The following is a 14,001-nucleotide window of genomic DNA, read 5'->3' on the forward strand; positions in this document are numbered from 1 at the left end:
GTTTGAGGCGCTTGTGGCGTTGCTTCCAGCCTTCCCTCCGCCGGGCTCCAGGGCATCGGCCGCCCGGTTGGACCGCCGCCACCGGTCGGACGGCCCTGCGATCAACCAAAAGGTTGATTCCGCCGTGGGCGGGCCGTTTTCCGCAGGAGCCCCGCCGCACCGGCACTACGCTGGAAGCATGGAGGGCGACGCCGGCAACACGGTCCACAACGGCACAGGACCCAGGGGCGCACCGCACGCCGGCGCCGGGCATGCCGGCGCACCGCACGCGCCGGAGCCCACCGGGGCGGCCGTCATTCTGCGCGTCCTTCGCGTGAGCCTGCACGTCGGCTTTGCGGTGCTGCTCCTGGTGGCGCTGCTCCGGCTCCTGGCCGGCGGCATCACTGGGCAGGAGTGGATCACCCTGTTGCTGGCCGTGCTGCTCGCCGCCTTCTACCTCGTGGGCACCGTGCTGGAGAAACGGCACGCCGCCCGCCGGACCCGGTTCGATCCGCGGCCCTACTCGGCCTGGTGGCTGGGCGGCGTCTGCCTCCTCTGGCTGCTGCTGGTCTGGGCCAGTGCCGACTTCGTCTGGCTGGCCTTCCCGCTGTTCTTCCTGCAGTTGCACGTGCTCCGGCGCCGGCTGGCGCTGCCGGCGATCGCAGTGAGTACCGTGTTTGTTATTGCGGCGCTCTGGTTCCACAACGGCGGTAGCGCGTCTCCCGATCTGGCCACTGCGGATCCGGCCAGCGTGGGGCTGCAGCTGCCCATGGTGCTCGGGCCCGTTTTCGGCGCAGCCTTCGCTGTGGTCACCGGACTGGCCTACCGGGCGCTGTTCCTGGAGGCGGAAAACCAGCGGCTGGCGGCCGAAGAGCTGCGCCGCACCCGTGCCGAACTCGCCCGGACCCAGCACAATGCCGGCACCCTGGCCGAGCGCACCCGGCTGGCCCGGGAAATCCATGACACCCTCGCCCAAGGCCTGTCCAGCATCGTGCTGATGGGGCGCGCGGCCGAGAAGGCCCTGGACGACGGCGAACCCGCCGTGGCACGGGACAGGCTGCGGATTGTCCGGGACACGGCCGCCGCCAACCTGGCAGAGGCCCGCAACTTCGTCCGGGCCCTGCAGTCCCCCGATCTCGAGGACGGCTCCCTCGTGGCCGGACTTCTCCGGCTGTGCGAAAAGACCGAAGCGGAGACCGCGGCGCGGGGTGCCGGGCTGCGGTGCCGCCTCGACGTCGAAGGTGTGCCGGTGGAACTCCCCGGCGCCCACCAGACGGTCCTGCTCCGGGCCGCGCAGGCGAGCCTGGCCAACGTGCGGGCGCATGCGCAGGCGGGCACCGCCGTCGTCACCCTTTCCTTCCTGGGCCCGGAGGTGGCCATGGACATCTACGACGACGGCGCCGGATTCGACCCCTCGGCCTTGCCGGCCCGTCCGGACGGGTCCGGCTATGGGCTGACGTCGTTGCGGGACCGCGTGGCCGCCCTCCACGGGCAGCTGGACATCGAGTCTGCCCCGGGTGAGGGAACCGTGGTGGCCATCCGGCTGCCACTGGGCCAAGCGCCCGGTTCCAACGCCGCGCCGGCGCCGGTCCGCGGGGACCGGAAATGAACAACATCCGGGTGTTCCTGGTGGACGACCACCCGGTGGTCCGGGCCGGTCTGCGGGCAATGCTGGGTGATCTGGAGGGCATCACGGTGGTGGCCGAGGCCGCCGACGGCGGCGCCGCGCTGGCCGGACTGGCCAGGCTCCACACCCTGGGTGAGCCCGCGGACGTGGTGCTCATGGACCTGCAGATGGGCGCGGGCATGGACGGCGTCACGGCCACCGGCCGGATCAAGGCAGGAGAGGCCGGCGAGCCGCCGCCGCCGGTGCTCATCCTGACCACCTATGACTCCGACGCCGACATCCTGGCCGCCGTCGAGGCCGGCGCCAGCGGTTACATGCTCAAGGATGCCCCGCCGGAGCAGATCCGCCAGGCGGTGCTCTCTGCCGCGGCCGGCGGCACCGCGCTGGCCCCCGAAGTCGCGGCCCGGCTGATGGGCCGGATCAGGAATCCGGAGCCTGCCCTGTCCGCCCGCGAGGTCCAGTTGCTCGGATTGCTGGCCACCGGGATGGGAAACCGGGCGATCGCGAAGCAGCTGTTCATTTCCGAGGCCACGGTCAAGACGCACCTGGTGCACATCTACGGCAAACTCGGCGTGGACAACCGCACCGCCGCGATCGCCGTGGCAGCGCAGCGCAGGATCATCCGGCGGCCCTAGGCGTTCCCGGCACCCGAAGTGAAGCCGGGGGGCGGGTGACGGTGCTAAGTGACGGTGTTATGTGACAACGGACTTGTCGGTGGCCCGGGGCATAATGGGCGCCATGGGGAACTCATCAAAACTTGCACTGGCCCTTGTGGGCCTTGTTCTTGGCGGCTCGCTGGTCGCCTGCGGCGACGGCCGTGAGGGCGCCGAAAGCGCTGCCAAACAGCTCGCGTCCGCGGTGTCCGCGCTCGACGTCGGATCCGTCGCCTTTGAGGGCAAGGACTCCGGTGCCGCCAACGACCAGCTCAAGGAAATATTCAAGGGGCTTGACCCGGCCCGCCCTTCAGTGGAAAGCGGCCAACTGACGCTGGAGTCCGATAAGGCCACGGTCCCGCTCAACTACCGCTGGAAGATCGGCTCCGAAGAGTGGAAGTACACCACCTTCGCCGAGTTCAAGAAGTCCGGCGACAAGTGGCTGACGGTCTGGAACCCGGCCACCCTGGTCCCCGAACTGGCCGAAGGCGAGCTCGTCGGCTCGGCAACCCATTCGCCCTCGCGCGCCGACATCCTGGGCGCCGGTGGGGTCCCGCTGGTCACGTACCGGCCCGTGGTCAATGTTGGCATCGACAAGCCGGCGCTCGGCGGTGCAGACGCCGCCGATTCCGCCACCAAGCTTGCCCATCTGGTGGGGGTCGACCCGGCGGCGTACGGGCAGCAGGTCGCGGCGGCCGGCCCCGAGGCGTTCGTTGCCGCCATCACTTTGCGTGAAGAAGGACGGACCATCACCGACGCTCAGATCGGCGAGATTCCCGGCGCCCGCGCCATCCGGGGCTCCCTTCCGCTGGCACCAAACCGCACCTTCGCCCGCGCCCTGCTGGGCACCGCAGCGGAGGCGAATGCAGAACAGATCGAAAAATCGAACGGGGCACTCAAAGCCGGGGACACCACGGGCACCGGTGGCCTGCAACAGCAATACGACGCGCAGCTTCGCGGCAGCGACGGCATCCAGGTCTTCGCCGAGAAGGCAGGCCTCACGGCCGCAGAGAAGCAGGCTCTGCCCAACGCGGGACGCCGCGTACTTTTTCAGACTGAGATAAAAGACGGCACCCCGCTGAAAACCACCCTGGACCCGAAGCTGCAGCAGCTCGCGGAAGACGTCCTCGGCAAGGTCGGCCCGGCGTCGGCCATTGTGGCGCTCCGGCCCTCCAGCGGCGCCGTCCTGGCGGCCGCCTCCGGGCCGGGCAGCAACGGCTACGACACGGCGATGCTGGGACAGTATGCCCCTGGATCGATCTTCAAGATGGTCGATTCCCTGGCCATGTTCCGCAACGGAATGACGCCCGACTCCAAGGTGGACTGCCCGCCCACCCTCACGGTGGACGGCCGCACCTTCAAAAACGCCGAGGGATACCCTGAGTCCTCCCTGGGGTCCGTGACGCTGCGCGACGCCTTTGCGCACTCCTGCAACACCGCGTTCATCAACGCCCGCGACACCGTCACCCAGGCACAGCTCGAATCCGCCGCGACCTCGCTGGGCGTGGCAGTTGAAGCACCCGCGCTGGGCGCGGCCGCATTCCTCGGCTCCGTCCCCGGGGATGCCGAAGGAACCGAACATGCCGCCTCCATGATCGGCCAGGGCAAAGTGCTTCTGTCCCCCCTGGCCGCCGCCGTCATGGCCGGCTCGGTGGCCAAGGGAGCCCCGGTGGCCGCCCAGCTGGTGTTGAATCCGGACGAGGGCGCCAGCCCTCCAGATGCCCAGGGCGCCGCCCCCACAGGCACGGCTGCAGCCGGCACGTCGCCGGCTGCCCCGGCCACCGGTGACGCGACACCGTCGGCCCCCGCACCGGCCACGGCCGTCGAAAAGCCGGTGACTGCAGCGGAAGCCGCGGCGCTGGCTGACATGATGCGGGCCGTCGTCACCAGCGGCCATGCCGGGTTCCTGGCCTCCGTCCCCGGCGAGCCCGTCGGGGCGAAGACCGGAACGGCCGAGTTCGGCAACGACACCCCGCCCAAGACCCACGCCTGGATCGTGGCCGTGCACGGTGACCTCGCCGTCGCCGTGTTCGTCGAGGACGGCGGACTCGGGGCCACCACGTCCGGGCCGCTGCTCAAGGAGTTCCTGACCCGGGCCGGCTGAGCGGACGCTTTCCCGGCCGTGGGAAGATTGAACGCGTGGCTCATATTGACGTATCCGGCATCGACTACTTCCTCTCCGACGGCACCCAGCTGCTCAACGGGGTGACCTTCAAGGTCCCGGACGGCACCAAGACAGCGCTGATCGGGCCCAACGGGACCGGCAAGACCACGCTGTTCCGGATCATTTCCGGCGACCTCGTCCCGGACGAAGGCGTGATCGGCCGTTCCGGCAACATGGGCATCATGCGCCAGTTCGTGGGCCAGGTCCGGGACGAGTCCACGGTCCGCGACCTGCTGGTCTCCGCCGCCCCGCCTGCCCTGGCCGGCGCCGCGCGGGCCGTCGACGAGGCAGAGCTCGCCATGCTGGAGCACGACGACGAGCCCACCCAGATGGCCTATGCCCAAGCGATCGTGGACTGGGGGGATGCCGGCGGCTACGACGTCGAAACGGTCTGGGACGAGGTCTGCATGGCCGCCCTCGGCCTGCCCTTCGACCGGGCACAGCACCGCCCGGCGTCGAGCCTCTCCGGCGGCGAGCAGAAGCGTCTGGTCCTCGAGGCCCTCTTCGCCGGCCCCGACGAACTGCTGCTCCTGGACGAGCCGGACAACTACCTCGATGTTCCGGGCAAGCGCTGGCTCGAGGCCAAACTGAACGATTCGAAGAAGACCGTGTTCTTCATCAGCCACGACCGTGAACTGCTCAACAACGCCGCCGGCCGCATCGTCACCCTGGAACCGGGCATCAACGGCGCCGGCGCCTGGATCCACGGCGGTGGCTTCGGGTCCTACGTGGATGCCCGGGCCGACCGGAACGCGCGCTTCGAGGAACTGCGCAAGCGCTGGGACGAGGAGCACGTCAAGCTCAAGGAACTCGTCAACATGTACAAGAACAAGGCCGCGTTCCGTTCCGACATGGCCAACCGCTATCACGCGGCGCAGACCCGGCTCGCGAAGTTCCTCGAGGCCGGCCCGCCCGAGGCCCTTCCCATCGAGCAGAACGTGCAGATGCGGCTCAAGGGCGGCCGCACCGCCAAGCGCGCCGTCGTGGCCGAGAAGCTGGAACTGACCGGCCTGATGAAGCCGTTCTCCACCGAAATCTGGTTCGGCGACCGGGTGGGCGTCCTTGGTTCCAACGGTTCGGGCAAGAGCCACTTCCTGCGCCTGCTCGCCACCGGCGGCACGGATCCCGAGCGCGAGCACCTGCCGGTGTCCGACGTCGAGATCGCTGAAGTGCCGCACGAGGGCACCGTGAAACTCGGCGCCCGGATCCGGCCCGGATTCTTCGCCCAGACCCACGTCCGGCCCGACCTGCTGGGTAAGACCCTGCTCGAAATCCTGCACCGGGGCGACGAGCACCGCTCGGGCATGGGCCGTGAAGCCGCCGCCGGGGCGCTGGACGGCTACGGGCTGGCGGCGCAGTCCGAGCAGAAGTACGAATCCCTTTCCGGCGGCCAGCAGGCGCGGTTCCAGATCCTGCTGCTGCAGCTCTCCGGCGCCACGCTGCTGCTGCTCGACGAGCCCACGGACAACCTGGACCTGCACTCGGCCGAGGCCCTGGAACGGGCGATCGACCACTTCGAGGGCACCGTCCTGGCCGTCACCCACGACCGCTGGTTCGCCCGAACCTTCGACCGCTTCCTGGTTTTCGGCTCCGACGGCAGGGTCTACGAGTCCGCCGAACCGGTCTGGGACGAAAAGCGCGTAGAGCGCGCCCGCTGACCCCACATGGGCCATCATCTGCGCAACAAATGATTAAATGATCACCAGCCGCTAGCATTTGAGCATGAACACTGATGAGCGGCACCGCCTGATCGGCGGACTGCTGCGCGACCGGGAGCACGTGACGGTGGACGAACTGACGGCCGCCTGCGGCGCCTCCGGCGCCACCATCCGCCGTGACCTCGACATCCTGGCCTTGCACGGCGTGCTGCGAAGGGTCCACGGCGGAGCCAGGAGCCTGGTTTTCGGCGGCGAAAACCCGCACTACGGGCAACGCGAACTCGAGGACCACACCGCCAAGCTGCGGATCGCCGCCGGGGTGGCGGCCATGCTCGCGGACCGTGGACACGTCTGGCTGGACAGCGGCACCACCGCCACGGAGATCGCCCGCCGGTTGCGCCAGCGTGAGATGACGATCATGCCGATGTCGCTGCGGGCCGTCACCGCGCTGTCCGCAGACGACGCTCCGGCCGGGCGCCGCCCCGAGCTCCTGTTGCCCGGCGGCAGCCTCGTCCCCGGCGAACTTTCCTTCCGCGGGCCGATGACGGAATCCAACATCCGCTCGCTGCGCTTCGACACCGCCGTCGTCACGCCCTGCGCCCTGAACCTCAAGGACGGACTGTTGGCCCACGACCTCGACGACGCCGCAGTCAAACGCGCCGGCCTCGAATCCGCCGCCCGGGTGATCGTCGCCTGTGCCGGCACCAAATGGAACGCCAGCGCCGTCGCCCTCGTCGCCTCCCTGGACGCCGTGGATGCCATCGTGACGGACCGGCAGCTCAGCCCGGAAGAACTTGACCAACTCGCCCAGCACTCGGTGGAAGCAGTGATCGTATGACCAGTACCGCAACCGTCCCGCAACTCAAGGCTGCCACCGGGGCGACTTTCCTTGTCTTTGGCATCAACGGGTTAGTCTTCGCCAGCTGGGCAGCCCGCATCCCGGCCGTGACGGAGATCCTGCACATCACCGCGGGCCAGATGGGAACCCTCCTGCTGTGCGTCGCGGTCGGCTCGCTGATCGCCTTGCCGACTGCCGGGTTCGTCGTCGGCCGGATCGGCACCGCCAACACCGTCCGCAGCGCCGGACTCGTGGCCGCGGCGGCCGGCGTCGGCGTCGCGCTCTCACTGATGGCGGCCTCCATCCCGGGGACTGCCATTGCCCTGTTCTTCTTCGGGATCGGCGTCGGGTTGTGGGATGTTTCGCAGAACATTGAAGGTGCCGACGTCGAACACCGGCTCGGGCGCACCATCATGCCGCAGTTCCACGCGGCCTTCAGCGGCGGCGCGTTCGTCGGCGCCCTGATCGGCGCCGGACTATCCACCCTGGGGGTCGGGCTCCCGGAGCACCTGCTGGTCATAGCCGCCGTCGTCGCCGTCCTGACCACGGTGGCCCCCCGGTATTTCCTGCCCCACCTGCCTGCGGAGGCACCCGCCGCGGGGGACGCGGACCGCGGCAACGCAGGTTCGGCCTGGCGGGACGGGCGCACGCTGCTGATCGGCGTCGTCGTCCTCGGCGCCACCCTGACCGAAGGCGCCGGCAACGACTGGATTGCCAAGGCCGCGGTTGACGGCCTTGGCGCCGAACAGTCCACGGGGGCGCTGCTGTTCGCCGCGTTCGTGCTGGCCATGACCGCCATGCGCTTCTTCGGTGGCCGTGCGATCGACGTCTACGGCCGCGTTGCCGTGCTGCGGGCCAGCATGGCGGCGGCGACCGCGGGCCTCTGCCTCTTCGTGTTCGCCGGCACCATCTGGCTGGCCACCGCCGGTGCCGTGCTCTGGGGCGTGGGGGCAGCCCTCGCGTTCCCGATCGGGATGTCCGCCGCCGCGGACGACCCCAAGAAGGCGGCCGCCCGGGTGTCCGTGGTGTCCACGCTGGGTTACATTGCCTTCCTCGCCGGGCCGCCCCTGCTGGGCTACCTGGGTGATGTCACCGGTGTCAGGACCGCCCTGCTGGCGATCGGGATTCCGATTGTGGTGGCGCTGGTCCTGGCCGGAGCCGCGAAGCCGCTGCCCGCGAGGTAGCAGTATGGTGGTCCAATGCGAACCATGCTGAGGAAGGCCCCCGGCCGCCTGTCGAAATTCGACCGCAAACTGGTGGGCGCCATCTCCAATCTGCCGGGAGGAGGCCATGACGACTTCTTCCGCCGTCTGTCCGCCGCCGCCAACAAGGGCAAACTTTGGTTCGGCGTTGCCGGAGCCATGGCTCTGGTGCCCGGCAAGACGCGGCGGGCAGCGGTGCACGGACTCATCGCGCAAGGCGCCGCCTCGGCGGTCACCAACGTCGTGTTCAAGACCCTCCTGCCCCGGGCCCGCCCCCTGCCCGAACACCTTCCGGTCTTCCGCTTCGTGAACCCGCAGCCGACGAGTTCGTCGATGCCGTCGGGACACTCCGCCTCCGCGGTGGCTTTCGCACTCGGGGTCGGCATGGTCCGCCCGGCCCTCGGTGCGGCGCTGGCCCCCCTCGCGGCCGGAGTGGCTTACTCCCGGGTCCACACCGGGGCCCACTGGCCCTCGGATGTGCTGTTCGGATCCGCGATCGGCGCCGGCGCGGCCATGGTGACGCGGAAGTGGTGGCCCGTCCGGCCGCCATTCCCGGAAACCCGCCGCGGCGCCGCCCCGGCCGCGGAACTCCCTGACGGCCAGGGGCTCGGCATCGCGGTCAACACCCTCGGCGGGTCCTATGCTGACGAGACTGCCGACGCCCTGCAAAAAGTATTCCCTAAAGCGTATATAAAGGAAATCGGGCCCGGTGAGTCCGTCGACGCGGGCATCGCCCAGGTCGCGACCCGGCCGGGCATTGCGGCCCTGGGCGTCTGGGGCGGCGACGGGACCGTGGGCTCCGCTGCGGCCGCCGCCGTCGAACGTTCCCTCCCGCTGCTGGTGCTCCCCGGCGGCACGTTGAACCATTTCGCCCGCGACGCCGGAACCCCCACCCTGGCGGACGCCGTGCAGGCGGCGTCTCGCGGCGAGGCCGCCGTGGCCGACGTCGGCCACGTGAGTGTCGAGCGCGGGCTCCCCGACAGCCCGGAGCAGCTCGAGCTGATGATGCTCAACACCGCCAGCATCGGCCTTTACCCGAACCTGGTCCGCCGGCGGGAGCAGCTCCAGCCGGCACTGGGCAAACCCCTGGCCGGAGTGGTGGCCATGCTCCGGACCTTCGCGGCCGGCACCCCCACCACGCTGATCGTCAACGGGGTGCGGCACCGGCTCTGGATCCTGTACATCGGCCGCGGCCGCTATTACCCCCGCGACCATGCGCCGCTGGTGCGCCCGGTACTGGCGGACGGCGTCCTGGATCTGCGGATGATCACCGCCGATGAGCCGTTCGCCCGCTTGCGGCTGCTCTGGGCCGTGCTCACGGGCACCGTGGCCACGTCCGGGATCACCCATCTGAGCGAAACGGACACGATCACGGTGGAACCCGGGAACGGGCCCATGGTCCTCGCCGTCGACGGAGAGGTCATGCCCGGGGTGCGGCGGGTGGAATTCTCGGTCCGCCCCGGCGCGCTGACCTACTATTCGCCCCTCGGCTGAACCCTGTCGCCCGACCCCGTCGTCCAAACCCCTGTCATCCTCCCGGACTACCCTGATTAGTCCCTGAATCATCCCTGAGACCGGCGAAATACGCAGGTTGCCTCGGTAGCGTGGTGTGCAGACGGGCCCGTGACTGCGGTGCCCCGGATCATCTCCCGCAACGCAAAGGAACGCTTCCATGATCGAAGCACGAGGCCTGACCAAGGTTTACGGCGACAAGACCGCCGTCGCCGGCGTCAACTTCACCGTCGAAGCCGGCCGGGTCACCGGCTTCCTGGGTCCGAACGGGGCCGGAAAATCCACCACCATGCGCATGATCATGGGGCTGGACCGGCCGACGTCGGGCTCGGTGACGGTCAACGGGTCCCCGCTGACCGGGCACGCCGCACCGCTGCGCGACGTCGGCGCCCTGCTCGATGCCAAGGCAGTCCACACGAGCCGCTCCGCCTACAACCACCTGCTGGCCATGGCGGCGACCCACAGCATCCCGAAGAAACGGGTCCTCGAAGTCATTGAGATGACCGGACTGGCCGAGGTGGCCAGGAAGAAGGTCGGCGGCTTCTCGCTCGGCATGGGCCAGCGGCTGGGCATCGCCGCCGCCCTCCTCGGCGACCCGCAGACCGTCATCCTGGACGAGCCCGTCAACGGCCTTGACCCGGAGGGCGTGGTGTGGGTCCGCAACCTGGTGAAGTACCTGGCCTCCGAGGGCCGCACGGTCTTCCTCTCCAGCCACCTCATGAGCGAGATGGCCGTCACGGCGGACCACCTGATCGTGATCGGCCGCGGGAGGATCATTGCGGACGCCCCGATCCAGGAGATCATCACCGGCAAGGGCCAGGGCCGGACGCGGGTCCGCACCGACCAGCCGGACCGGCTCATGCAGCTGCTGGCCGGGACCGGGGTCTCGGTGGAGGTCCAGGAGCGCGAACTCCTCGAAGTCACAGGCCTGGACCCGCGCCAGATCGCCACTGCGGCGCTGGAGAACCACGTCATGATCTACGAACTCACCCCGCTGCAGGCCAGCCTCGAGGAGGCCTACATGGAACTGACCAAGGATGAGGTCGAATACCACTCGCTGATCACCACGGGCGCCGTTCCCGTCGAAGCCGGAGGCAACTAAGCCATGAGCTCCACAACCGTTGAATCCACGCCCTCGCGCCGCGGCGCCGACGCACCGCGGTCCGGAAACGGCAGCAGTTCCGGCCCCGGCCCCAGCTTCCTGCGGGTCCTCAACTCCGAATTCATCAAGTTCCGCACCCTGCTCTCCACTCTGATCCTGCTTGGCTCCACAGTGGTGGTCATGGTGGGGTTCGGGGCGCTTTCGGCCTGGGGGACGGGCCAGTTCTCCGAGGCCGCGGCCCGGGACCCGGAGGTCGGCGCCAGGCTCGCGGCCCAGGGCGGCGACATCGCCGTCAGCGTGCCCACCTCCGGCATCGCGTTCGCCCAGCTGATCCTGGGCTCCCTCGGCGTGCTGCTGATGAGCTCCGAGTTCACCACGGGCATGGCCCGGTCCACGTTCGCGGCGGTGCCCAAACGCATCCCCGCCTTCGCGGCCAAGCTCGTGGTGGTGGTGGTGACCTCCTTCGTCGTCACCGCCGCATCCACCCTGGCCGCCGGATTCGTATCCGTGCCGATCCTGGACAACTACGGCCTGGGCCTGGACCTGGGCAGCTCGCAGTCGGTCAAACTGCTCCTTGTCAACAGCATTTACGTGGCGGCGGTCGCGGCCATCGGCATGGCGCTGGGCACGCTGATCCGCAACTCGGCGGGCGGCATCATGAGCCTCGTGGGTCTGTTCTTCGTGGCACCCATCGCCTTCCAGCTCATTCCGGGCGACTTCTTCGTGGAGGCCCGCAAGTACCTGCCCGGCAACACCGTGGATCCGCTGACCGCGGTGGAGCACCTCCCGGACACCCTCGAGGCCTGGCAGGCCGCCCTGGTGCTGGGCGCCTGGGTAGTCATCCCGGTGCTCCTGGCCGCCGTCCTGCTCAAGAGGCGGGACGTCTAGGCCGGCGCCACGGGCCCCAGAGTCTAGGCTCAGAGCATGATCGATGCGGTACCTGTCAGGGACGCGTCGGCCGGACCGGCCGCCGCGTCCCTTGCTGAACTCACGGCCCGCCGCCGCGGCCGGCTCCGGCGCTACCTGCTGGCCAATCCGCGGGTCATGGACGTCCTGGTGGTGCTCTGCTACCTGGTCCTGGTCACGCCCACGGCGGTCGAATCGGTCATCCACGGCGACTGGCCGGTGGCCGTGTTGCTCGCCGCGGCCGCGCCGGTCCTGCTCTTCCGCCGGGCGTATCCGGTGCGGGTGGCGGCGGTTGTGGGGGCCCTGGAACTGGCGGTCACCTTCCTGCATCCCTGGGGGTCCAATGTCTCCGCCGGGCTCTGGTTTTCGCTGTACGCCGTCGCCGTCGTCCGCACCCGGCGGTTCGCCCTCGCCGCCCTGGCCCTGACCACCGCCCCGCTGCTGCTCCTGTACTTCCTGCTGGCCGTCGGCCCGTTGGACGGCCGGCTCCCGGACATGGCCGTCCGCACACCGGAGAATTTCCAGCTGCTGACGGGCATCGCGGCGGGCATCGGCATCGCGCTCTCGAATGTGATCGCCACGGGGATCGGGATCTCGGTGCGGCAGCGGCGCGAGCACGAGCACGAGATCGCGGCCTGGGCCGCCCGGGCCCAGCAGCTGGGCTCGGTCACGGAACGGAACCGGATCGCGCGCGAAATGCACGACGTCGTGGCGCACTCGCTGACGGTCATGATCAGCCTGTCGGACGGCGCCGCCGTCGTGGTCAAGAAGGATCCGGAGCGCGCCGCCGGCGTCCTGGCCGAACTCTCCCGGACCGGACGCACCGCGCTGGCCGACATGCGGCGCGTCCTTGGCGTGCTGCGCGAGGACGCCGCCACGGGACATGCCCCGCGCGAGCCGCTGGTGGCCGGGGGCAGCCTGGCCAAACTGCTCGAGGGCTTCCGCACCGCGGGACTGCCGCTGCACTACACGCACACCGGCCCGTCCCTGCCCGACGATGCGGCGTTCCAGCTGACCGTCTACAGAATTGTGCAGGAGTCGCTGACCAACGTGCTGCGCTACGGCCGCGCCCTCAGCCGGGTGGAGGTCAGCATTGTCCGGAACGGCTCCCGCGTCACCATTGAAGTGCTCGACGACGGCAGGGGCACCGTTGACCCGGGGGCTCCCGGGACCGGCGCGCAGGCGAAGCCTGACGCACTGGACTCCTTCGGCACCGGGCATGGAATCGCCGGGATGCGGGAGCGGGCCAGGATCTACGCTGGCACCGTGTACGCCGGGCGCGCCGGTGACCGCGGCTGGCGCGTGCACGCGGAACTGAACTGCAACGGCGAGAATGCCACGGAATTAAGGGGGAACAATGTCCGACAACATGCCGGTACGCGTCCTGCTGGTGGATGACCAGCCGCTGCTTCGGATGGGTTTCCGCCTCATCCTGGAGGGTGAAGACGATTTGCGCATCGTGGGCGAGGCATCCAACGGCGCCGAAGCGGTCCGCCACGTCCGGGAGCTTGCGCCCGACGTCGTCCTGATGGATGTGCGGATGCCGGTGCTGGACGGGATCGAGGCCACCCGGGCGATCGCCGCCTCGGGCTCCGACGCAAAAATCATCATCCTGACCACCTTTGACCTCGATGAATACGCCTTTGCAGCACTGCGGGCAGGGGCCTCTGCGTTCCTGCTCAAGGACGTGGCGCCGGCGGAACTGGTCAGCGCGGTGCGGGTGGTGGCCAGCGGCGACGCCGTGGTGGCACCCCGTGTTACGCAGCGGCTGCTGGAGACCTATGTCCGCGGTGCCGGCGGCCTGGATCCTGCGGGGACAGGCGGCGCCGGCGGCCGGCACGCCGGGGACGAGGGCGGTCAGCAGGCCGGCAGCCCCGCACGCCCGGCGCGGGATCCGTTGCTGGAAGACCTGACACCCCGCGAAAACGAGATGCTCGGGGCGATGGCGGAGGGACTCTCCAACGCCGAAATCGCGCACCGGTACTTCCTGTCCGAGGCCACCGTCAAGACGCATGTGCGCCGGATCCTGACCAAGCTCCACCTCCGCGACCGCGTCCAGGCCGTGGTGTACGCATATGAGACCGGCCTCGTGGTGCCCAGCAACGCGGACTATTGACGGCCGTCGCCCGGCCGTCGTAGGGCAGGTTACTGGCAGGTAGTACCTGAAGCAGTGGTTTCAGGCACATTGCCGAATTGCCCATGAGGCAACTTTGGTTGACTCCCTGGCCCTCGCGTTGGGTGATGGCCCGGTCTGAGCCGCCGTCATATGTGGGACTGCACAAGACGGACGGTGTGCCGCGCGGTCTAGTGTGAAACGACATTGTGGTCCGCCGCACAGCACGGATGCGATTCCGTGCCGG

General features: G+C 69.5%; 11 protein-coding genes. All 11 read left to right on the forward strand.

Features of this window, described 5'->3' with window-relative positions:
• The first annotated feature begins 178 nt into the window (after positions 1-178).
• The 11 genes from AC1DZV_RS11195 (at position 179) to AC1DZV_RS11245 (ending at position 13,757) form a co-directional block, all read left to right on the forward strand.
• On the forward strand, positions 179-1,588 hold the full coding sequence (locus AC1DZV_RS11195) for a sensor histidine kinase (protein WP_476953724.1): 1,410 nt from the start codon (positions 179-181) through the stop codon (positions 1,586-1,588).
• Entirely contained in the window at positions 1,585-2,241 is a 657-nt protein-coding gene (locus AC1DZV_RS11200; protein ID WP_243178139.1) for a response regulator, read from the forward strand. Before AC1DZV_RS11195 ends, AC1DZV_RS11200 begins: the two co-directional genes overlap by 4 nt.
• A gap of 103 nt (positions 2,242-2,344) precedes the next feature.
• Positions 2,345-4,363 (forward strand): penicillin-binding transpeptidase domain-containing protein, encoded by a 2,019-nt coding sequence (locus AC1DZV_RS11205; RefSeq protein WP_476950918.1) that lies wholly within the window; start codon positions 2,345-2,347, stop codon positions 4,361-4,363.
• Positions 4,364-4,398: 35 nt separating this feature from the next.
• Complete coding sequence (locus tag AC1DZV_RS11210; protein WP_476953725.1) at positions 4,399-6,081, forward strand: ABC-F family ATP-binding cassette domain-containing protein; 1,683 nt, start codon at positions 4,399-4,401, stop codon at positions 6,079-6,081.
• Positions 6,082-6,145: 64 nt separating this feature from the next.
• Positions 6,146-6,919 (forward strand): DeoR/GlpR family DNA-binding transcription regulator, encoded by a 774-nt coding sequence (locus AC1DZV_RS11215; RefSeq protein ID WP_476953726.1) that lies wholly within the window; start codon positions 6,146-6,148, stop codon positions 6,917-6,919.
• On the forward strand, positions 6,916-8,103 hold the full coding sequence (locus AC1DZV_RS11220) for an MFS transporter (RefSeq protein ID WP_476950915.1): 1,188 nt from the start codon (positions 6,916-6,918) through the stop codon (positions 8,101-8,103). Before AC1DZV_RS11215 ends, AC1DZV_RS11220 begins: the two co-directional genes overlap by 4 nt.
• A 15-nt stretch (positions 8,104-8,118) precedes the next feature.
• Positions 8,119-9,615: a phosphatase PAP2 family protein gene (locus tag AC1DZV_RS11225; RefSeq protein WP_476953727.1), complete on the forward strand. Its 1,497-nt coding sequence runs from the start codon at positions 8,119-8,121 to the stop codon at positions 9,613-9,615.
• A 178-nt stretch (positions 9,616-9,793) separates the two neighbouring features.
• The gene (locus AC1DZV_RS11230; RefSeq protein WP_476953728.1) at positions 9,794-10,735 is read left to right on the forward strand and encodes an ABC transporter ATP-binding protein; all 942 of its coding nucleotides are present in this window, start codon (positions 9,794-9,796) and stop codon (positions 10,733-10,735) included.
• A 3-nt stretch (positions 10,736-10,738) separates the two neighbouring features.
• The gene (locus AC1DZV_RS11235) at positions 10,739-11,623 is read left to right on the forward strand and encodes an ABC transporter permease (protein ID WP_476953729.1); all 885 of its coding nucleotides are present in this window, start codon (positions 10,739-10,741) and stop codon (positions 11,621-11,623) included.
• A gap of 36 nt (positions 11,624-11,659) precedes the next feature.
• Positions 11,660-13,039 (forward strand): sensor histidine kinase, encoded by a 1,380-nt coding sequence (locus tag AC1DZV_RS11240; protein WP_476953730.1) that lies wholly within the window; start codon positions 11,660-11,662, stop codon positions 13,037-13,039.
• Positions 12,999-13,757: a response regulator gene (locus AC1DZV_RS11245; protein ID WP_476953731.1), complete on the forward strand. Its 759-nt coding sequence runs from the start codon at positions 12,999-13,001 to the stop codon at positions 13,755-13,757. Before AC1DZV_RS11240 ends, AC1DZV_RS11245 begins: the two co-directional genes overlap by 41 nt.
• Positions 13,758-14,001: the final 244 nt, after the last annotated feature.

Source organism: Arthrobacter sp. P1_D12, assembly GCF_056406175.1.